Here is a 20121-nt window from a genome sequence, read left to right on the forward strand (position 1 = left end):
GATCATACCTTCTGTTTCTTGATGAAATCGTCATAGAGCGGGGAGAGCGACCTCATTGTCTCCACCGTCTGTTTGAGGGAATCCGCTGCATAATCGATCTGCTCCATCGTCGTTCCCTCCGGGATCGATACCCTGATGGAACCGTGGGCGATCTCATGGGGGAGTCCGATCCCCAAAAGGACATGGGAAGGGTCCAACGAACCAGACGCACATGCGGAACCGGTCGAGATGTACACTCCCTTCATGCCGAGGCTCATCAGCATCGACTCTCCCTCGATGAACTCGAAGCTGAAATCCGCGTTGCTCGGGAGCCTCTTGTCCCTTGATCCGTTCAGCCTAGAGTACGGGATCTCCTTCAGAACGCGGTCGATGAGATGGTCGCGGAGCTCTGAGAGCTTTGTGATGGTGTCGGGCATCTCCCTACATGAGATCTCGGCAGCGACACCCATCCCGACGACTCCGGGGACGTTGGTGGTACCGGCCCTGCGGCCCTCCTCCTGCTCCCCTCCGTGCATGAAGGAGGGAAGCCTAATCCCTTTCTTGATATAGAGGAAACCTACCCCCTTCGGGCCACCGAACTTGTGACCGCTGGCACTGAGCATATCGATGTTCATCTTACCGACATCCAAGGGTATGTGTCCGAAGGCCTGTACGGCATCGGTATGGAACAGGATACCCTTCTCGTGGGCGAGCTTTCCTATGGCGGCGATAGGCTGTATGGAACCGATCTCGTTGTTGGCGGTCATCACGGATATGAGGACGGTATCAGGCCTGATGGCCTTCTCCAGCTCATCCATCCTGATGATACCTTCTGAATCCACTCCGACCCTGGTGACCTCGAATCCCCTCTTCTCGAGGTAGACCGCGGTCTCCAGTATCGCGTGGTGCTCGATGGTGGAGATGATCAGATGCTTCCCTTTCTTCTCCAGCATCTCCATCGTCCCTATCAGGGCCCAGTTGTCCGATTCCGTTCCGCCGGACGTGAAGAATATCTCCGACGGTTCGGCACCGATACATGAAGCGATCTGCTCCCTTGCCTTCTTGACGGCCGCCCTGGGGTTCCTCGACATGGCGTGGATGCTCGAAGGGTTCGCATACTCCTCCATGAAATAAGGCATCATGGCGTCCAGCGCCTCCTTCCTCATACGTGCGGTCGCAGCATTATCTAGATATACACTCTGCATTAGGTCATCCTCTGATTCTTTCTTTGCTCTTCAGATCGTAAGGTGTGAGCTGGTAGACGTAGTAATTCAGCCAATTCGTGAAGATCAGCGTCGAATAGCTGCGCCAGCTCAGTATAGGATCGAAACGGGGATCGTCCCCGGGATAGTAATTGAGCGGGAATGCGGGCTCGATTCCCTTATCGACATCCCTCTGGTATTCGTTGGCCAGTGTGTTGACGTCGTATTCCATGTGACCGGTGATGAATATCTCCAGATCGTCGGAGATGATTATGGCCGGATCCCTTTCGGAGTCAACTGCGGCCACGTGCAGCCTGGGGTCCTTGAGTACATCGTCCAGATCCACGGTCGCATACCTTGACTGGGGGACCCTGAAGACATCGTCCACCCCTCTGAGCAGGGGCTCTGTGGGGGCGAGGTTCCTGTATTCGAAGATACCCGCCTTCTTCTTGGGGAGCGCATGCTTCTGGATGCCGTAGTGATGATAGAGTCCGGCGAGAGATGCCCAGCAGATGTAGACGGTGGTCACCACATGGTGCTTGGACCAGTCCATGATCTCCTTGAGTTCCGGCCAATAGTCCACCTCTTCATATTCTATATCCTCTAAAGGGGCCCCGGTGATGATCATGCCGTCCAGGTTCTCATGTCTGATGTCATCGAAAGTTTTGTAGAACCTGTCCAGATACTCGCGGGAGATATGCTTCGATTCGTGGGAGGCAGGGACCAATAGGGTTATGTCAATCTGCAGAGGAGTGTTGCTGAGCAACCTCATTAGCTGTATCTCAGTCTCCACTTTGGTGGGCATCAGATTGAGTATCGCAATCTTAAGGGGCCTGATGTCCTGACTGAGAGCCCTTGTCTCTTTCATGACGAATATGTTCTCCTTCTCCAATTGGGAGAAGGCGGGAAGTCCGTCGGGAATGTTTATCGGCATATCATCACCACAAGGTCTAATCCAAATTGTGTATTTAGTAATTCCTACCAATTTAATAGGTAGGTTTTTAATCATCTTGTGTGTTGTAGGCCCCGGTGATCAAATGACAACACCGAATGGATACAAACTCGAGACTTTGCAGGTACATGCTGGTCAGGAGAAGGCCGATCCTGCGACCGACTCCCGCGCAGTACCCATCTATATGACTACATCCTATGTCTTCAAGGACTCCGCAACGGCAGCCGGACGTTTCGCCCTCACGGAACCGGGAAACATCTACACAAGACTGATGAACCCCACATCCTCGGTGTTCGAAGAGAGGATCACTGCACTCGAAGGAGGGGTAGCCGCGCTCGCCACCGCATCGGGATCGGCTGCGATCACATATTCGATACAGAACATCGCCCTCGCAGGGGACCACGTCGTCTCCTCTGCCAACGTCTACGGCGGTACCTTCAACCTTCTGGCCAACACCCTCAGGGAACAGGGAATCGAGACCACCTTCGTGGACCCTTCCGACCCCGAGAACTTCAGGAAAGCCATTAAACCCAACACCAAGCTGCTCTACACCGAGATCCTGGGCAACCCGAACTCCGATGTCGCCGACATCGATGCGATCTCCAAGATCGCCCACGAGAACGGGATCCCGCTCATCGTCGACAGCACATTCAGTCCGCCCTCCGTATTCAGGCCCATCGAGCACGGCGCAGACATCGTGGTGCACTCCGCTACCAAGTTCATCGGAGGGCACGGTGTCGCAATGGGAGGAGTGATCGTCGACAGCGGAAACTTCGATTGGGCGCAGAACGACAAGTTCCCCACGCTCTCGAAGCCCAACCCATCCTATCACGGAGTGGTATTCACCGAGGCCGTCGGCAAGGCGGCATTCGTCGTGAAGATCCGTACCACCCTCATGAGGGACCAGGGGGCCGCCATCTCACCTTTCAACTCGTTCCTGCTGCTGCTAGGGCTGGAGACGCTGTCCCTGCGTACCGAACGCCATATCGAGAACGCCCTGAAGGTCGTGGAGTTCCTGAAGAACCACCCCCAGGTGGAGAAGGTCAACCATCCTTCCCTGGAGACCGGTGCGAAGAAGGAGCTCTATGACAGATACTTCCCGAAAGGGGCCGGATCCATCTTCACCTTCGAGCTCAAAGGAGATGCCCAGAAGGCCAAGAAGTTCACGGAGTCCCTCCAGCTGTTCTCCCTGCTAGCGAACGTCGCGGATGTGAAATCCCTGGTGATCCACCCCGCATCCACCACGCACTCGCAGATGGAGGAGAAGGACCTTCTGGCGAGCGGCATCAAGCCAAACACCATCCGTCTCTCCATCGGTACGGAGCACATCGACGACATCATAAACGATCTCAAAAACGCATTCGAAGCAGTCAAGGAGTGAAATCAATGCTTTACAAATCAATCGACGAGACAATCGGAAACACACCTCTGGTGGAATTCACAAACCTGGAGAAGGAACTGGGCCTCAAGGCCAAGATCTTCGGTAAGATGGAGTACTTCAACCCCGCTGGATCCGTCAAGGACAGGATCGCGAAGGCGATGATCGACGAGCTCGAGAAGCAGGGCAAGATCAACAAGGACACCATCCTCATCGAACCCACATCCGGGAACACCGGTATCGCTCTGGCATCCATCGCGACCGCCAGGGGATACAAGATCAAGATCGTGATGCCCGAGACCATGTCCATCGAGCGCCGCAAGCTCATCAAGGCATACGGAGCGGAGCTCGTCCTCACAGAGGGAGCCAAGGGAATGAAGGGAGCCGTCGCCAAAGCTGAGGAGCTCTCCAAGGAGATACCCAACTCGGTCATACCCGGACAGTTCGTCAACCCTGCCAACCCCGAGATCCATTTCAAGACCACAGGTCCCGAGATCTGCAAGGATCTCAACGGAAAGGTGGACATCCTCGTCGCCGGAGTCGGAACTGGAGGTACCATTACCGGAGCCGGAAAGTATCTTAAATCTAAGATTCCTAGTGTTAAGGTGGTCGCAGTGGAACCCAAAGGTTCACCGTTGCTGTCCGAAGGAAAGACCGGACCCCACAAGATACAGGGAATCGGAGCAGGATTCGTCCCCGACACACTGGACACAAAGATCTACGATCAGGTCATCGCAGTGGAGGACAACGACGCCTTCGTCAACGGAAGGCTCGTCGGAAAGACGGAAGGGGTCCTTGTGGGAATCTCCGCAGGGGCAGCCATCACAGCCGCGATCCAGCTGGCCAAGGATCCAGCGAACGAGGGAAAGAACATCGTCGCCATCCTTGCCGACACTGGAGAGAGATATCTGTCCACAGCACTGTTCGAGGAATGAGACATGAGTCTGTTGGTATCCACAAAGGGAAGGTACGCATTGCGCGTCATGCTCGACATGGCCGAGCAGGGGGAAGGTGCGGTCGTACCCCTCAAGGATATCGCCAACAGACAGGGACTGTCACTCAAGTACCTTGAGGCCATAATGCCGAACCTCAAGGAATCCGGTCTTGTGACCGGGGTCGCGGGCAAGGGCGGCGGATACAAGCTGTCCAAGCCTGCCGACCAATACACGGTGGGCGAGATACTCAAAGTCTCCGAGGACCAGCTCGCCCCCGTGGCATGCCTCAACGAAGGCTTCGTCTGCGCCAAGGCGGACACATGCAAGACCCTTCCGATGTGGAGGAAGCTCGACGGGATAATATCCGATTATCTGGACACCGTCAGGCTGACGGACCTACTCTGAACATTCTTTCACAATCTAGACTTGTTGTATTTCATTAAGTCACCATCCGAACTCATAAAAACCTGGTGCCCATATCCTCTTTCAGAGGATCACATGAGCGGTTGGACCTACGAGAAATCGGGCGTTAGCATCGATCAGAAATCGAACGCGATCAAGGCATTGGTCGACAAGCTGGAGTATAAGAGGGACGGCATAGGACAGAACGTCCGCCTTCCGGGACTCTTCGCAAGTCTGATCGACTTCGGCGACAAATACATCACACTCGCCACCGACGGAGTCGGTACCAAGCTCATGATCGCGGAAGCCCTGAACAAATGGGACACCGTTGGAATCGACTGCATCGCGATGAACGTCAACGACACCATCTGCGTGAACGCCGAGCCCACATCCTTCGTAGATTACATCGCTATCGACAAGCCCAACGAGGAGATCACCAAGGAGATCGGTATCGGACTCCAAAAAGGTGCGGAACTCTCCAACATGGAGATCGTCGGTGGGGAGATAGCCGTCCTCCCCGAGATCGTGAACGGCGTGGACCTCTCAGGAACCTGTCTCGGATACGTCGCCAAGGACAGGATCATAACCGGGGAGACCTGCGAGGAAGGGGACCTCATTATCGCTCTGAAGTCCTCAGGTATCCACTCGAACGGACTGACCCTCGCCAGGAAGATCGTCGAGGCCAACAACATCAGATGGAACGACAAGGTATCCGGCCTCTCCAAGTCGATGGGTGAGGAGCTCCTCACTCCCACTGAGATCTACGTGAAGCAGGTCCTCGAGATCACATCGAATTTTAACGTCCACGGACTGGTGGACATCACCGGAGGAGGCCTCAGGAACATCCTCCGCATGAAGAAGGGACTCCAGTACGTCATCAGCGACCCCGTCAAACCCGCACCCATCTTCCAGAAGCTCCAGGAGCTCGGAGAGGTGGAGGACAAGGAGATCTATCAGACGCTCAACATGAGCATGGGATTCACCATCATCGCCCCCGCCGACGATGCTGAGCAGATCGCCAAGAAGTACTCCAACGCAGAGATAGTCGGACGCGTCCAGAAAGGGAACGGTGTCCTGCTGGAACCCGGGAACATACTGTACGACCACTACTGATCAGCTGAGCCTAGTGAGGTTCAGCTTCGTAAGGTCAATGAGGGACTGCCTGTAGGGGCTGTCCGGAAGAATGCTGAGGCAGTCCACGGCCTCGTCGACATAATCCTTGATGATGAGCTTGCAGTCGGAGACTGCCTCAGTCTGGACGATCAGCTCGCGGACATCCTCAAGGGGTGCGCCCTTCTTGATCATTCCGCGGATCTTGTTACCTAGCTTCACATCCCTCATAGCGAGAATTGTCGGCAGAGTAATGATCCCTTCGCTGAGGTCCCTCATCGCCGTCTTACCGGAGACCTTCTCGGTTCCTAGAAGGTCGATCAGGTCATCGGCTATCTGGAATGCCATTCCGTAGAGCTGTCCGAAACGGGCCACCTCCTCGATGACCTCATCGGATGCCTTTGCTGCGATTCCTCCTGTTCTAGCACATTCGGAAAGGAACGCTGCCGTCTTACCGGAGATGACTTGATAGTACTCCTGCTCGATGATATCGAGATCGAACTTGTGGTTGTACTGCAGGAACTCGCTGTCGGCAAGGGATGAACCCATATCGATGATGCTCTGAAGGAGCTTGGGGTTGGAATCGAAGAGGGACATGGCCTTCACCAGCATCATATCGCCGGTGGTGAGCGCCTTCTTCACTCCGAACTGCCTGTAGGTCGCGGGCTTGCCGCGGCGGCTTTCGCTCTCATCGTTGATGTCATCGTGGATGAGCGTGGCCATATGGGTGAGCTCCGCTGCAGCGGCGTATTTCAGGGTGTTCTCGTCCGCCTTGGTCCCGCATGCATAGCATATGAGGATGATCATGGACGGACGAATCATCTTCCCCGGAGAGTCCAATGCATAATCGAGAACATCCTGGACCTCCTTGTTGCTGTCGCGGGTGACCTCATGCATTATCCTGGAGACCTCTTTCAGATCCTCCGAGATGATGTCCTGCCATCCGCTAGCATCCGCTGCCATATTTGCCGTCGATACCTTAGTAGTATAAAGAAAATAGCGAAGTAGAGTTGACCGAATCCCATTTTAAGACCATATGCGACCCCAGCCGCCGCCATAGTGACGAAAACTACGAGTCATACTGTGGCGCATTTAAATTGATTAGATTAAATACAACCACGATAACATGGATTTCGAACGTTCAAACGAATATCATTCATTCCGTACGAAGTTCCTGGCGGTAGTGATTATCGCCGCCATGGCGTTCTCAGCGCTCGCATTGCTCCCCGAGGAGCAGTCCGATGCCGTCAGCAAGAACGTGACAGTGAACAACTGGGGTGAATTAAAAGAGGAATTGAAACATCTCGAGAATGACGAGGTCATCATGTTCGGCCAGGACATAGAACTGGATAATGATGACGACATAACGATCGGGGGCGTGAAGAACCTGACCATTGATATGTTCAACCACGTCCTCAAAAGATGGATCGGCGGCCGCGGACATGAAGAGACCGGTCAGATCAAGTTCGAAGACGGCGCAGTTGTAAGGATCATAAACGGAACCCTGAACGGAGGGTGTTATGATAACGGAGCCGGACTGTATATCAAGGGAGGAAGTTCCGTCACCCTTGAGAATGTGAACTTCAAGAACTCCTATGCTTCCGATGAAGGAGGCTGCATTTTCATCAAAGAGTCATCCACTCTGGTGATGAAGAACGGAGAGATTTCCAATTGCGTTGCGGAGGACGACGGGGGCTTCATCAGAGCTTTGGACTCTTCGAATATAGTCCTTGAGAATGTGAAATTTATTGAGGGTACCGCCAGAGAAAAAGGGGGTGCAATCAACGCCGAAGACGGAACTACCATGACCATCACTAACTGTGAATTCCAAGATAACTTCAGCAGCGATGACGGCGGAGCGATATGTCTCGAAAATACTGGTCAGGTTGACATCATAGGATGTACGTTCTTCAGGAACAGCAGCTATGGATGCGGAGGGGCCCTCTGCATCGACAACGCGGAAACGGTCAACATCAAAGGATGCACTATCAGATACAACAATGTCCATATGGGTGATGATTGGATTGACGGCGGAGGAGTCTTCATCAAAGAGAGTAAGGTGTTCATCGGTCCCAACGGGGATACTGGATGCCTTTTCATCAAAAACACTGCCAGCGTCAACGGAGGTGCGATCCGTATCTACGGAGGAGATGTCGAGATAAGGGGAGCCGAAATAAGTGAAAACTTCACGGATGAATCGGGTGGAGCGATATATGTGACCGGCGACGCCAATCTCCTGCTCGAGGATTGTAAAATCAGCAAGAACAAGTCCGAGGATGGGATCGGAGGAATCCTGATCGGAGACGATGCCAATGTCAAAATGCAGGGCTCCATGTACATAATGGAGAACGAGAAGGGCAGCGATACGAAAGGATTCCTTGGAGTCGCAAATGTCTACATCGAAGGCAAGAACACGATCGAATGCGGAACCTTCAAGGACGGCACCGAGATCGGAATCGATCTGGAGAAGAAGGACAGGGTGTTCACCAAGGGCTATCAGGCTTCCAATCCCGACAAGGACCCTGCGGCATTCTTCAAGACAACCGACGGATACTACGTCGCCCAGGACCCTGATTCGAAAGAGGTCAAGTTCTACGGCGGATCCAGCGGCGACATGTCAGACAACACCATCTGGATAGTCGTCGGGATCATCGCGGCTATAGTCGTGATCGGTATCGTGGTCTACTTCGTCAAATTCAGGAAACCCTGAACAAACCATTAACCGGGGAGGGAAACCCCTCCCCAGACGATTCTCTTCCGGTTTTTCCCATCATCCTATTTATTGATTCAGAACGATTCCCATCAAGATTCAGATGTCACTCAATCCCAAGATAATAGCGGTAATAGCCGTCGCGGCCATCGCATGCATTGCAGCCGGTGCCTTCATAGTCATGAACCAAGAAAGCTCGCCCGACATTCAGGGCAACTGGGTAAAGTACGATCTGTCCGGTGAGAAAGATGCTGGTATGGAATCCTACACAGAAACGGGCCAGGTAACGATGCTATACACATTCCACAGCAAATCGGACAAGAGCTATCAGATCATGAATGCAGGGATGACCACCCGCACATACACTGAGATGGGTAAGACGGCCCAAATCCCAATAATAGGATTCTCCTGGATGCAAGAGAAGGGCTCCATGAAGAAGGGCGGGACCGAGACCATATCCACCGCCGCTGGCGAAAAAGAATGCACCATCTACAAGGATCTCGTCAAACTGGGAGATACCTGGACATACTGGATAGCTGACGATTGGATACCCTACAAGATAGTCCGCGAGGTCGGTTCGGCCGAGCAGTCGGGATCGTTCATATCGTCCACGACCTACACCTACATAAGCAACGGCCACGAGGACATCGAGACCGACTGCAAACTTGTTGTAGCAGAGGGAGAGGGCGTGAAGGTCAGCGGCAACGAGGGGACCTACGCCATCGGAAGCAAGGTGAAGCTCACGGCCGAATATGACAAGGACAAGGGATTCGGCGGATGGTACGACCGCAACAACAAACTGCTTGGAAAGGATCCGACCCTGGAGATCACAATTACCCGCGACACCGAGATCCTGGCCCTCAACGGGCTCGGATGGGATAGGGAGCTGGAGCCGGGAGTGATGATTGACCTCAAGGACACGTTTGGTGTCCAAGCAGACAGGTTCCTCATAGAGAACAACGATATGGGCACGACCGAGATGTCCGACGGCACATATGATTTCGAAGGGGGTTCCTACACGATCTACGCTTATGAATCGGACGTTCCCAAGAAGGTTTACAACGTCTATGTGGACGGAACCGTCACACGTCTATTCGAGTGGACGTACGGCGGCTCCTACTATCAGATAACCATGAAGATCGATTACTCCGATATCACCTACGCCAAGGACCTCTACACACCTCAGCAGAGGAGCTCCGACAGACCGGACCACGTCCGTGACAGGACCTTCGTCACCTACAGCTACACCGACAAAATCATGGCCCCGTACATGGATGGATTGGTCTCCAAGCTTATCGAACTGTACAAGATGAGCTACAGCGAGGTCGACGAGTACGGATACCTCGATTACGTACTGAGGTTCACGCAGGAGATCGAATACCAGGCCGATGAGGAATACACCGGCTACATTGAATACTGGAAGTTCCCATTGGAAACGCTCTTCGATAAGGGAGGGGACTGCGAGGACACCTCGATACTGTTCGCCGCCATCGCGCATCAGAGCAGGGAGATCCTCGGTTTCGATACCAGAGTCGCCCTCGTGCTGATGCCTCAGCACGCATGCGCAGGCGTGATCATAAAGGAATCCACCGACTACAAGAAGAACCCCGACGGATTCATCTTCGGAGAGACCACCGCCACAGGTTACGACCTCGGGGACATCCCCGGCAAGGTGGAGGATTACTTCCTCGATGCGAAGTACTACCCCAACGTTTCCACCACGATAGAGATCGTCTGATACACATTCAAAGCCCGCAGTTCAATGACTGCGGGCCTTTTGACTTCTAGTTTAGAGGTTCTAATTCTACAAACTACCGAACAATTTCGTCACAAACTACCGAACGGATTATCTACAAACTACCGAACAGAATCTTAATAAACTACCGAACGGATTGTGTTCATGATAGATTGAGCTTCAAATACATGCCTAGAATCGTCGACGAGACTCTACAATTCAAACTTAAGAGCAAGGGTGCTGTCTGGGTCAAGGGTCCTAAATGGTGCGGAAAATCCACAACATCAAAACAATTTGCCAAAACAATAATCCGCATGCAGGACGAGGAGACCAGGCAGCAGAACATAGCTCTTGCAAAACTGAGCCCCTCTGATTTCCTGAAAGGTGATACGCCCCTTCTCATCGACGAATGGCAGGTCATACCGTTCATATGGAATCAGATCAGAACTGAGGTCGATATACGCGATGCATTCGGTCAATTCATTCTAACAGGATCAAAGAAGCCCAAAGACATCGATGACTCTGAAAAACACACAGGAACTGGGCGCATAACATCCTTGACCATGAGACCGATGACGCTTTACGAGTCTGGAGAGAGTGATGGATCGGTATCATTAGAGGACCTTTTCAACGGAGGAGGCGCTTTCTCTCGTTGCGATAAGAAACTATCCGATTACGCGTTTTACACAGCAAGAGGAGGATGGCCGAAAGCCATCGGTCAAGAACGTAATGTGGCCTTGGAACAAGCGGTGGACTATCTGGACGGTATAGTGAATACAGATATGTCCAATGATGATGTAAGGAGGGATCCTGAAAGGGTCAGACTTCTTCTAAGATCCTATGCCAGAAACTGTTCGACTCAAGCCAACAACTCAACGATCAAATCCGATATGATAGAGAACGATACGATGTCACTGGATGAGGATACCATCGCATCGTATGTCAAAGCGCTAAAGGGGTTGTACGTCATCGAGGAATCAGAGGCGTGGAATCCGAACATCAGATCTAAGACGGCCATTCGGACCTCCAATACGCGCTATTTTATCGATCCCTCCATAGCCTGTGCCGCATTAGACATAGGTCCCGAAGGCCTGATAGGCGATCTTAACCTATTCGGATTCCTGTTCGAAAACCTTTGTGTTCGCGACCTAAGAGTCTACGCGGAGAGACTCAAAGGCAAGGTGAAGCACTACAGAGATTCATCAGGACTAGAAGTGGATGCAGTTATCACCCTGAGGAATGGCGATTGGGCTGCTATAGAAATCAAATTAGGTTCTGAAGAATACATCGAAGAGGGTGCTTCTAACCTGCTGAGATTGGTCGACTGCATGGATCCCAGGTCCAAGAAACCAAAGTTCATGATGGTACTGACCGGATCAGGAACAGCATACAGAAGGGAAGATGGGGTTTGGGTAGTTCCCCTCGGCTGTCTGGGCCCGTGAGATGCAATATCCGAGCGAGAAAACAGATCCTCACTGCTTGACGGCCTTCGCATTCATCACGGACATGAGGATCGACGTGCAGGAAGTCTTCCCGGACCTGACCGAATAATCCAGAAGACTGATCATATCCTTGTCCGGGATCAGATTGGAATCCACGGCAGAATGCAGAACGACGATATCGTTCTCCATGATCGCATGCTCCGCCATGGGGATGATACGGGACCTCATGTACTGGATGTACATCTCACGGTTGTCATCTGTCAGCAAGATGGGGTTCGACAGCCTGGACATGGCGATCTCCTCTGACATCCTCTGACGAGTGGTGAGGATCTCGTTGTCGAAATCCGGGAAACAGATCGAATAGCCCGCCAGGAAGTTGAATGAGAACCCGTCACCGCATGTGACCTGACAGTCCGTGCTGATGCTCCATCCGAAACTGTTGAATGCCTCGAAACTGCCGAGATAGTTTATCATCCTGAGTCCCGAAAGCGATACGAGGGCCTCCGAAGATGCCCTGGTGATGCTGGCCGGGATGACCAATGTACGTCCGCTGGACCCGTGGCAGTCCCTAAGGAACTGCGGTCCGAGAGAAACCACTTCCACACCGTTCACCACTGCGGGCACTACTATATTCAAATCGCTGGTGATCAGCCGCGTGATCTCCAGTCCTCCGTCCGTCAGGACGGTCTCCACTCTGGCAGCGCTCATTGCAATCCCTCCATCATGGATTTGATCTTCCTGTTCCTGCCTTCGCTGAGCAGTTCGTCGTTGTACGCATAGAGCGTTCCTCCCGGCTTGGAGAACATTACCACATTGTAGCATGAGATGAGTCCGGTGAGCAGCGAGACGGTCTCCGGACCGGTACCGAACGTGGATTTTGCGAATTCCATCGCATTCCTGACATGAGTGTCGAACTTATCCTTGGCCTCGCCCAGTTGGGTCGTGAGCTCCTCCAGGGTCTTCAGATCGTTCATGCATCTGAGGGTGAACTGCAGCCCGGCCCTCTCCTCCGCCGTCAGGTTGGTCTTGAGTTTCTTCCTGACCTCGTTGATGGTCATTCCTTTCTCCCTGTCAAGATGGTCGATGGCATACTCCAGAGACATCGCGTTCCCTGCCTCTGCATTCAGCCTTCCGATGAGGATAGAGATGACGGCCAGCCTCCCTTCCGCGCTCATGGTGTTGGGACCGGCCTCGAAGGAACCGGCCAGGATCGCATCCGAATTGTAATCCTCGCGGTACTTCCTGTAGAACTCCCTGTACTTGTTGAACTCCGCCGCTATCTCCGGGTCCCTGATGTACTGCGTTATGACATCAATACATGCCCAGACGCCCTTGCCCTCGAATTCGTTGAGCACCACGGACAGGTCCTCCCATGCACGTGGGGTGACGAACTGTATGCCGTCAACGGTACGCTCTATCTTCAGCAGGTTCTGCGGTTTGACCTTCAGATAGTAGATGATGGAATCGTTGACCCCGTTGCTCATCGCGTATCTCAGCCAGACGTCCGTATCGGGTTCCACCTCGATGATCCTTATCCTGTCCAGGGTCGCAACGTCGAACTCCCTGGCGGAATCGTTGAACTCGGGAGGGTTCCCTGCCGCCACCAGCACCCATCCGTCCGGGATCAGGTGCGGGCCGAACTTCTTGTTCTGCAGGAGGTCCAGCATCGCAGGGGCTAGCGTCTCCGAGACACAGTTGATCTCGTCGATGAACAGTATGCCTTCCTTCTTCCCCTCGTTGTATATGACGTCGTACACGGATGTGATGATCTCGCTCATGGTGTACCTAGTCACGGTGCACTCATAGCCTCCGTAGGTCTCCTTCTCGATCATCGGCAGACCAATCGCGGACTGACGGGTATGGTGGGTGATGGTGTACGACACGTATCCGAGACCGAGCTCGGCAGCTATCTGCGACATTATTGCCGTCTTTCCCAATCCCGGCGCTCCCAGTACCATTATGGGCCTCTGTCTAGCACGGGGGATCAGGTAGTTCCCAGCGTCGTCCTTCGACATGTACGCCTCAATGGCGTCCTTGATATGGTCCTTGGCATCCTGAATGTTCATCATAGGCAAGCCAAGCAATCACATTAGTACAATAAAAAGAACGAGAGAAAGAATGTCACCTCTCAGCCAAATCATGGGTGCCGATACAGACCTTCATGGCCCACATGGGGGTCTCGAAATCCAGATACTTATCGTCGCAGAAAAGGAAGGCCACGGGATAGTCGGGCTTCTTGGTGGGGTAGGTCCCGATACCGTCGGTGAAATAGATCAGTCCCCTGAGGTTGTTGAACTCCCCTTCGTCCAAGAGATAGTTGACATAATCGAACACGGGCCTGAAGTCGGTACCCTTCCCGCCCTTGATCTCCATGTTGTCGATGAGCCTCCTCATATCCGCACGGCTCCTTATTACATCGTCCGAACGGACGTTGTCGTCGCACTGGACTATATGAAGGTTGGTCCTCCTGGAAATCTCGCACTGCTCCATTATGTCGTAGACGTCCTCGATGAAGCTGACCACAGGGCCCCTCATGGTGGAACCGGAGGTGTCTATGGCGATGACGAAATCCTCTATCATCGGCGAATTGGATTGCTCCACCGCATCGATCAGCGGGATGTTCCCGTAGAGCTGGATGCCGTAGCTGTAATACGCCGGATCGAACTCATTGACATCCAGCTTGACCCTCTCCCTGGTTGTCAGGAACTTCCTCAGGAATGCGCGGTAATCGGTCTGCTTCCTGTTCCTGATGCGCAGGACGCGCATGAGGGCATCGGTCTTCCCCGAGAGGTTCTTGGAGAAACCCTCGATCTCGACCATCATCTGGGCGGACATCTCCTGCCATTCGGGATGCTCCTTGCCGTCCCTGGATTCGTGGCTGTCTATGCAGAACAGGGGAGGGTAGGTGTTGATCTGCCATTCGGAAACCTTGGAGAGCTCCTCCGCAAGGAGGTCCACGGTCGGTGCGCCGGTCTTCTTCAGCATCCTCTCGAACACGAATATGCGGTCGTCCGCCTGAGGTAGTGCGACATGGGGCGTGCCCAGCATATCGAGGGAGTACTCCACTATCATATCCTCAGCAATGTCGCGGAACCTATTCTCGTTCTTGTCGTAATGCCCGAGGACCATGTGCATGACCATGTGGGCTATGACCCTCGATATGATGTTCGGATCCTTGGAGAAATCCCTGAGAACCCTGTCGATGTGGAAATACAGATGGGAACTGTCGTAATGGTACGGACCGTCGCCGTCGAGGATGACCGTCTCCAAGGCCAGGACCGGACGCGTGATGAACCTGAGGTCCATGCAAAGATCGGTGCGGCAGTTCGCCACTATCTCCTCAGCCACTGCCCTGTTGCCTGTCATGCGGATCGGTCACTGAATCCCTTTACGAGGACTAAAAACCATACGGAGAGCAATTCTATCCGCCATAGAAAAATTGGAAGGACGGCTGCCGATGCGGGGAGGGTCAAGGCGCACGGGAAGACCCGTGCGCCCTGCATTTCATTTGAGTTCTTTTCCAATCTGTCCGGCCTTTCCGACCTTCTCCCCGAGAAGGTTGTAGTTCCAATTGAATTGGTCGAACATGATGAGATCTGTCTTCGATATGTCTATCTTGCCGTTCTCCGCGACAATCTCCTCGTCGGCACAGACGTTGACGATCTTTCCTACGACTGCGTACATGTTCTCCGTCTTCACCACTTCTGCGAGATCGCATTCCAGGGAGATTGGGAACTCCTCGATCAGCGGAGCGTTCACATGGCTGCTCCTCACTGCATGAAGTCCAGAATGCGCGAACTTATCGGGAACCTTGTTCCCGGACACGATCCCCACATAATCCGCAGGGACCATTGTCTTCCTGTCGGCCAATCCCACTGTGAAGGATTTGGCAGAAAGTATGTTCTGAGTGGTCTTGTGATCCTCGTCGATGAACAGGGCGATCTTGTCCATTTGACATATCATGCCCCAAGCTGCATTCATCAGGTTGATGTTTCCCTTGTCGTCGTATGCCGATATTATGAGTACGGGCATCGGACAGACTGCCGGTACGGATCCCAGATCCTTCTTCATCTCAATCCCTCTTTATGGTGTTGGAGTTCTGATTGTAAGCCTTGGCGACGCATTTCCATTCGCCGTCCATCTTGAGAAGGAGGAGATAATCGGTGAAGTCGATCCTCCCTCCCCAGCCCTCTTCCAGCACACGCACGACCGCAAGTGACTCCTCCAAATCGATCACATCGATTCTTGCCTTGAATGAATCCCCGCCCGAAACGGTGTCGACGTTGTGATAGAACTGTTCGATGGAACCGTGCTCGAGTTTCCCATCCAGGAAACCGAAGAGGACGGCATCGTCGGTGAATAGCTTGCGGGCATGGGTGCTGTCCCCCTGCGCCACGCTCTTCACGAAATTCATCGCCGCTTCTTCGACTGCCTTATATTCTGCTATAGAAGACCTCATATAGAGAGTGATGAGTTAGCCATAGTTAAGTCAAGTACTTACAGTTAATCAATATACTAACCTTGGAGAAAGTGCTATGGTAAGATGTATCGCGGACGAAGAACTGTGCAGAACGGGTTTCAGCTACACCCTCTCCCTGATCAACGGGAAGTACAAGATGACAATACTTTACACGCTGATGGAATTCGGTTCCGTCAGATTCAACGAGATGAAGAGGTACATCGCAGGAGTATCCGATAAGACACTCAGTTCGGCGCTCAAGGAACTGGAGCAGGACGGTCTGGTGCACAGGGAGATGTATCCTCAGATACCCCCGAAGGTCGAATATTCCCTGACAGAGACCGGAAAATCACTGATTCCCCTCCTGGACGGGATGTGCGAATGGGGGGACAGGCACCGCCCGGAACAGCTTTGACCGTCTGATCGCCGGGATCAATAGTTGAGCTTCGCATAAAGCGCGCCGCATACCGATCCCAAAGCGGCGCAGGTCTCCAGCGAGAATCCGCCCGTCGTTATGTCCAGATTGTACTTCGGGATCTTCATGACATTCTTCGGTACCCCGTGGGGGCCGATCCCGAAGACCAAAAGGATGCTCTGACCGTTCTCCACCATATCCGTGAGCTGCCCAACGGACACCTTCTTGTCCGGCTCCGCCCTGCATGTGGTGAGTATCGGCTCCCCGAGCTGCGGAGGGAAACCCTTGGAAGGATAGGGGAACTGCTGGAAGCGGCCCTTCTCGGCGAGGTCCACGAAGTAATCCCCGTGATGGCCGATGCTGGTGGTCCCTGCTATCCAATTGGCCACCTCCACCGGCGTGCGGCACTCCTCCGGGATCGGGAAACCGAACAGTGCCAGATTCATCTCGAATGCCATTGCGAGATCGCCTGCACGGGCGATGATGCGCCTGTGCGGCTCCCTGAAGTTCTGGTCGTAGGAGTTGTACAATCCGATCGTGATCCTTCCCCTTCCCATCGCTCCTTCCTCCTCCTTCCGACTATGGCGTAGCTGTCGCCGTCCATGAATATCTCGTATTCGGGGTACTGCCTCTGGAGCTCCGCGACCTTCGTCATGACCTCCATCATGGTGAGCTTCTCCTTGTGGAAATCGATGAAGATACGGTCGGGTTCGTCCATAAAGTTGCCTTCATGAATGATTGGTAGAAGAGATGGTGCCGTGAGCCGGGCTCGAACCAGCGACTTCGAGATCTTCAGTCTCGCACTCTCCCAACTGAGTTACCACGGCGCAATTTCCCCCTATGAACATCCTGTTTATAAGCCTTTTTAGTGGGTAAACGGGGGTTCATCACCCCCTGGATACTCACTGCGCCTGATTCTCCCCTGATACCTCTGGGGAGTCGCTCTGCTCCTCATCGGGGACGCTGTCCTCGGCCATCAGCGGCTCCACGGCGATGATCTTGTCACCGTCGCGCATGTCCATGACCCTGACGCCCTTTGCGTTGCGTCCGGTCTCACGGATGCTGTCCGCCTGCATGCGGATGATCTTTCCGCTCTTGGATTGGAGCATCAGCTCGTCGCCGGTGACGACCTTCCTGACGCTGACGACCTTTCCGTTGCGCTCGTCGGTCTTGATGGTGATAACACCCTTTCCTCCGCGCTTGGTCTTGCGGTAGTCGTCGACATCGGAGATCTTACCGTATCCGTTCTCGGACACGGTCAGCAGCCTGTCGCCGGGCTTGACAACAGCCATGGATACGACCTTGTCGCCGTCGGAGAGGGTCATTCCCTTGACTCCCATGGTGTCCCTTCCCAGCGGGCGGGCGTCGGTCTCGTCGAACCTGACGGCCTGTCCGTCGGCGGATGCGATTATGATCTGGTCGCTTCCGTCGGTGATTCCCATGGCGATGAGCTCGTCGCCCTCGTCCAGCTTGATGGCCTTGATTCCCTTTGCCCTGACGTTTCCGTAGGCGGACATGACGGTCTTCTTGAACAGACCGTTCCTGGTGCAGAACACCAGGTATCTGTCGTCGGGGAAGTCGTGGGTGGTGATGGAGTTGATGATCTTCTCCCCTTCCTCCAGGTCGGGTATCAGGTTGACCAGCGGCTTGCCCTTGGCCTGCCTGCTTCCCTCGGGGATCCTGTATCCCTTCAGCCACTGCATGCGTCCCTTGTTGGTGATGAAGAGGATGTAGTCGTGCGACATCATGACGAACATCGCCGCCACGTGGTCCTCCTCCTTGGTCTGCATGGCCGTGAGCCCCACTCCTCCGCGGGACTGCTGCTTGTAGGTGTTCAGGGGGATCCTCTTGATGTAGTTGTCATTGGAAACGGTGACGACGACCTTCTCGTTGGGAATCAGGTCCTCCTCGTCGGCATCGATCTCGTTGGGATCGATCTCCGTGCGGCGCTCGTCGCCGTAGGTATCGGACATCTGCTTGAGCTCGTCCTTGATGATGTTCAGGACCCTCTGCTCATGGGCGAGGATGTCCTTCAGGTCGTTCATCAGGACGATGAGCTCGTCGTACTCCTTCTTGATGGAATCCAATTCGAGTCCGGTCAGCTTCTGGAGCCTCATGTCCAGGATTGCCTTCGCCTGCTCCGAATCGATGCCCAGAAGGTTCTGCAGACCTAGGTTCGCTGCCTCTCCATCGGCCGATTCGCGGATCAGTGCGATGGTCTCGTCCAGCATGTTGATGGCCTTCATCAGACCCTCGAGGATGTGGAACCTCTTCGCCGCCTGGTCCAGTTCGAACTGCGTCCTGCGTGTGACGACGCTCTTCCTGTGCTTGATGTACTGCACGATGAGCTCCTTCAGACCGAGGAGGGAGGGCTTGTTGTCCACCAGGGCGATGTTGATGACACCGTAGGTGATCTCCATGTTGGTCTTCCTCCACAGGTTCTCCAGCACAACGTTGGGGATGGCGTCCTTGTGGAGCTCGATGACTATGCGCATTCCGTGCCTGTCGGACTCGTCCCTCAGGTCGGTGATGCCCTCGATCTCCTTGTCCTTTACGCGGTCGGCGATCTGCATGATCAGCATGGCCTTGTTGACCTGATAGGGGATCTCGTCCACGATGATCCTGGTCTTACCGTTGTCCATGTCCTCGAAGTGGACCTTGGACCTTACCCTGAGCTTTCCCTTTCCGGTCTCGTATGCCGACCTAATTCCCGACAGGCCGTAGATGGTTCCTCCCGTTGGGAAGTCGGGACCCTTGACGTACTGCATCAGGTCGTCGACGGATGCCTCGGGATTGTCGATGGTATAGGAGATGGCGTTGCACACCTCGGTGAGGTTGTGCGGGGGCATCTTGGTGGCCATTCCGACCGCGATACCGTCCGATCCGTTCACCAGCAGGTTGGGGAACTTGGAAGGCAGTACCGAAGGCTCCTTCAGGGAACCGTCGTAGTTGTCCACCATGTCCACGGTCTCTTTGTCCAGATCGAGCAGCAGGTCGCTGGCCATCTTGGACATCCTGGCCTCTGTGTAACGCATGGCCGCCGCGGAGTCACCGTCGACCGAACCGAAGTTACCCTGTCCGTCCACCAGGGGATACCTGAGGGAGAAAGGCTGGGCCAATCTGACCATCGCTTCGTATGCCGCGGAATCTCCGTGGGGATGGTACTTTCCCAGGACCTCTCCGACCACTGTGGCGGACTTCTTGTGTGGTCTGTTGTATGTTAGACTGAGCTGGTCCATGGCGTACAGGATCTTCCTGTGGACCGGTTTCAGTCCGTCGCGGACGTCCGGAAGGGCACGTCCGACTATGACGCTCATGGAGTAGTCGATGTAGGAGCGCTGCATCTCCTGCTCGACTGTCTGGTTGATTATCCTCTTGGTAGGCTGTTCCTCATCCATGGTA

The 20121-nt window shown here is 54.0% G+C and carries 19 protein-coding genes and 1 tRNA gene; 8 read left to right on the forward strand and 12 right to left on the reverse strand.

The window, feature by feature from the left end; all coding sequences use genetic code 11:
* Positions 1-2: 2 nt before the first annotated feature.
* Both nifS and metA read right to left on the reverse strand, forming a co-directional pair.
* Positions 3-1184, reverse strand: a complete 1182-nt coding sequence (nifS, locus tag E7Z62_01035; GenBank protein MBE6521706.1) for a cysteine desulfurase NifS — start codon at positions 1182-1184, stop codon at positions 3-5.
* Positions 1185-1188: 4 nt separating this feature from the next.
* Positions 1189-2115, reverse strand: coding sequence for a homoserine O-succinyltransferase (metA, locus tag E7Z62_01040; GenBank protein ID MBE6521707.1), 927 nt, complete (start codon positions 2113-2115; stop codon positions 1189-1191).
* Positions 2116-2218: 103 nt separating this feature from the next.
* Here metA and E7Z62_01045 point away from each other — a divergent pair, with 103 nt between their 5' ends.
* The 4 genes from E7Z62_01045 to E7Z62_01060 all read left to right on the forward strand — a co-directional run bounded on the left by E7Z62_01045 (position 2219) and on the right by E7Z62_01060 (position 5961).
* Positions 2219-3514: an O-acetylhomoserine aminocarboxypropyltransferase/cysteine synthase gene (locus E7Z62_01045; protein MBE6521708.1), complete on the forward strand. Its 1296-nt coding sequence runs from the start codon at positions 2219-2221 to the stop codon at positions 3512-3514.
* Between the two features lie 5 nt (positions 3515-3519).
* Positions 3520-4446, forward strand: coding sequence for a cysteine synthase A (gene cysK, locus E7Z62_01050; protein MBE6521709.1), 927 nt, complete (start codon positions 3520-3522; stop codon positions 4444-4446).
* Positions 4447-4455: 9 nt separating this feature from the next.
* Positions 4456-4851: an Rrf2 family transcriptional regulator gene (locus E7Z62_01055; protein ID MBE6521710.1), complete on the forward strand. Its 396-nt coding sequence runs from the start codon at positions 4456-4458 to the stop codon at positions 4849-4851.
* 93 nt (positions 4852-4944) lie between these two features.
* Positions 4945-5961 carry a phosphoribosylformylglycinamidine cyclo-ligase gene (locus tag E7Z62_01060; GenBank protein ID MBE6521711.1) on the forward strand — a complete coding sequence of 339 codons (1017 nt, stop codon included), beginning with the start codon at positions 4945-4947 and terminating at the stop codon, positions 5959-5961.
* Here E7Z62_01060 and E7Z62_01065 read toward each other — a convergent pair whose 3' ends face one another.
* Entirely contained in the window at positions 5962-6921 is a 960-nt protein-coding gene (locus tag E7Z62_01065; protein ID MBE6521712.1) for a polyprenyl synthetase family protein, read from the reverse strand.
* A gap of 163 nt (positions 6922-7084) precedes the next feature.
* Here E7Z62_01065 and E7Z62_01070 point away from each other — a divergent pair, with 163 nt between their 5' ends.
* The 3 genes from E7Z62_01070 (at position 7085) to E7Z62_01080 (ending at position 11845) form a co-directional block, all read left to right on the forward strand.
* Positions 7085-8668 (forward strand): hypothetical protein, encoded by a 1584-nt coding sequence (locus E7Z62_01070; protein ID MBE6521713.1) that lies wholly within the window; start codon positions 7085-7087, stop codon positions 8666-8668.
* 103 nt (positions 8669-8771) lie between these two features.
* Entirely contained in the window at positions 8772-10406 is a 1635-nt protein-coding gene (locus tag E7Z62_01075; protein MBE6521714.1) for a hypothetical protein, read from the forward strand.
* Between the two features lie 185 nt (positions 10407-10591).
* Positions 10592-11845 carry an ATP-binding protein gene (locus tag E7Z62_01080; protein MBE6521715.1) on the forward strand — a complete coding sequence of 418 codons (1254 nt, stop codon included), beginning with the start codon at positions 10592-10594 and terminating at the stop codon, positions 11843-11845.
* Positions 11846-11875: 30 nt separating this feature from the next.
* Here E7Z62_01080 and E7Z62_01085 read toward each other — a convergent pair whose 3' ends face one another.
* The 5 genes from E7Z62_01085 to E7Z62_01105 all read right to left on the reverse strand — a co-directional run bounded on the left by E7Z62_01085 (position 11876) and on the right by E7Z62_01105 (position 16304).
* A complete protein-coding gene (locus E7Z62_01085) occupies positions 11876-12553 on the reverse strand; it encodes a hypothetical protein (protein MBE6521716.1) in 678 nt (225 codons plus the stop codon).
* Positions 12550-13914 (reverse strand): AAA family ATPase, encoded by a 1365-nt coding sequence (locus E7Z62_01090; GenBank protein MBE6521717.1) that lies wholly within the window; start codon positions 13912-13914, stop codon positions 12550-12552. Before E7Z62_01090 ends, E7Z62_01085 begins: the two co-directional genes overlap by 4 nt.
* Before the next feature lie 52 nt (positions 13915-13966).
* Positions 13967-15211 (reverse strand): hypothetical protein, encoded by a 1245-nt coding sequence (locus tag E7Z62_01095; GenBank protein MBE6521718.1) that lies wholly within the window; start codon positions 15209-15211, stop codon positions 13967-13969.
* A 138-nt stretch (positions 15212-15349) separates the two neighbouring features.
* On the reverse strand, positions 15350-15916 hold the full coding sequence (locus E7Z62_01100; protein ID MBE6521719.1) for a flavin oxidoreductase: 567 nt from the start codon (positions 15914-15916) through the stop codon (positions 15350-15352).
* Between the two features lies 1 nt (position 15917).
* Positions 15918-16304, reverse strand: coding sequence for a nuclear transport factor 2 family protein (locus tag E7Z62_01105; protein ID MBE6521720.1), 387 nt, complete (start codon positions 16302-16304; stop codon positions 15918-15920).
* 76 nt (positions 16305-16380) lie between these two features.
* On the opposite strand from E7Z62_01105, the gene E7Z62_01110 reads away from it, so the two are divergent.
* Positions 16381-16719 (forward strand): winged helix-turn-helix transcriptional regulator, encoded by a 339-nt coding sequence (locus tag E7Z62_01110; GenBank protein ID MBE6521721.1) that lies wholly within the window; start codon positions 16381-16383, stop codon positions 16717-16719.
* A gap of 17 nt (positions 16720-16736) precedes the next feature.
* On the opposite strand, the gene E7Z62_01115 is transcribed toward E7Z62_01110, so the two are convergent.
* The 4 genes from E7Z62_01115 to gyrA all read right to left on the reverse strand — a co-directional run bounded on the left by E7Z62_01115 (position 16737) and on the right by gyrA (position 20117).
* Positions 16737-17276 carry a DUF531 domain-containing protein gene (locus E7Z62_01115; GenBank protein ID MBE6521722.1) on the reverse strand — a complete coding sequence of 180 codons (540 nt, stop codon included), beginning with the start codon at positions 17274-17276 and terminating at the stop codon, positions 16737-16739.
* On the reverse strand, positions 17162-17437 hold the full coding sequence (locus E7Z62_01120) for a hypothetical protein (GenBank protein MBE6521723.1): 276 nt from the start codon (positions 17435-17437) through the stop codon (positions 17162-17164). Before E7Z62_01120 ends, E7Z62_01115 begins: the two co-directional genes overlap by 115 nt.
* A 33-nt stretch (positions 17438-17470) precedes the next feature.
* Positions 17471-17546 (reverse strand) — tRNA-Phe (locus E7Z62_01125).
* 75 nt (positions 17547-17621) lie between these two features.
* Positions 17622-20117, reverse strand: a complete 2496-nt coding sequence (gene gyrA / locus E7Z62_01130) for a DNA gyrase subunit A (protein MBE6521724.1) — start codon at positions 20115-20117, stop codon at positions 17622-17624.
* Positions 20118-20121 lie beyond the last annotated feature (4 nt).

It is taken from the genome of Thermoplasmata archaeon (assembly GCA_015063285.1).
Taxonomy (GTDB): domain Archaea; phylum Thermoplasmatota; class Thermoplasmata; order Methanomassiliicoccales; family Methanomethylophilaceae; genus Methanoprimaticola.

What these genes read in the sequence shown, in the direction of transcription:
- nifS (MBE6521706.1), bottom strand. Translation starts at nt 1,184, where the DNA reads ATGCAGAGTGTATATCTAGATAATGCTGCGACCGCACGTATGAGGAAG.
- metA (MBE6521707.1), bottom strand. Translation starts at nt 2,115, where the DNA reads ATGCCGATAAACATTCCCGACGGACTTCCCGCCTTCTCCCAATTGGAG.
- E7Z62_01045 (MBE6521708.1), top strand. Translation starts at nt 2,219, where the DNA reads ATGACAACACCGAATGGATACAAACTCGAGACTTTGCAGGTACATGCT.
- cysK (MBE6521709.1), top strand. Translation starts at nt 3,520, where the DNA reads ATGCTTTACAAATCAATCGACGAGACAATCGGAAACACACCTCTGGTG.
- E7Z62_01060 (MBE6521711.1), top strand. Translation starts at nt 4,945, where the DNA reads ATGAGCGGTTGGACCTACGAGAAATCGGGCGTTAGCATCGATCAGAAA.
- E7Z62_01065 (MBE6521712.1), bottom strand. Translation starts at nt 6,921, where the DNA reads ATGGCAGCGGATGCTAGCGGATGGCAGGACATCATCTCGGAGGATCTG.
- E7Z62_01070 (MBE6521713.1), top strand. Translation starts at nt 7,085, where the DNA reads ATGGATTTCGAACGTTCAAACGAATATCATTCATTCCGTACGAAGTTC.
- E7Z62_01075 (MBE6521714.1), top strand. Translation starts at nt 8,772, where the DNA reads ATGTCACTCAATCCCAAGATAATAGCGGTAATAGCCGTCGCGGCCATC.
- E7Z62_01080 (MBE6521715.1), top strand. Translation starts at nt 10,592, where the DNA reads ATGCCTAGAATCGTCGACGAGACTCTACAATTCAAACTTAAGAGCAAG.
- E7Z62_01085 (MBE6521716.1), bottom strand. Translation starts at nt 12,553, where the DNA reads ATGAGCGCTGCCAGAGTGGAGACCGTCCTGACGGACGGAGGACTGGAG.
- E7Z62_01090 (MBE6521717.1), bottom strand. Translation starts at nt 13,914, where the DNA reads ATGATGAACATTCAGGATGCCAAGGACCATATCAAGGACGCCATTGAG.
- E7Z62_01095 (MBE6521718.1), bottom strand. Translation starts at nt 15,211, where the DNA reads ATGACAGGCAACAGGGCAGTGGCTGAGGAGATAGTGGCGAACTGCCGC.
- E7Z62_01100 (MBE6521719.1), bottom strand. Translation starts at nt 15,916, where the DNA reads ATGAAGAAGGATCTGGGATCCGTACCGGCAGTCTGTCCGATGCCCGTA.
- E7Z62_01105 (MBE6521720.1), bottom strand. Translation starts at nt 16,304, where the DNA reads ATGAGGTCTTCTATAGCAGAATATAAGGCAGTCGAAGAAGCGGCGATG.
- E7Z62_01110 (MBE6521721.1), top strand. Translation starts at nt 16,381, where the DNA reads ATGGTAAGATGTATCGCGGACGAAGAACTGTGCAGAACGGGTTTCAGC.
- E7Z62_01115 (MBE6521722.1), bottom strand. Translation starts at nt 17,276, where the DNA reads ATGGGAAGGGGAAGGATCACGATCGGATTGTACAACTCCTACGACCAG.
- E7Z62_01120 (MBE6521723.1), bottom strand. Translation starts at nt 17,437, where the DNA reads ATGGACGAACCCGACCGTATCTTCATCGATTTCCACAAGGAGAAGCTC.
- gyrA (MBE6521724.1), bottom strand. Translation starts at nt 20,117, where the DNA reads ATGGATGAGGAACAGCCTACCAAGAGGATAATCAACCAGACAGTCGAG.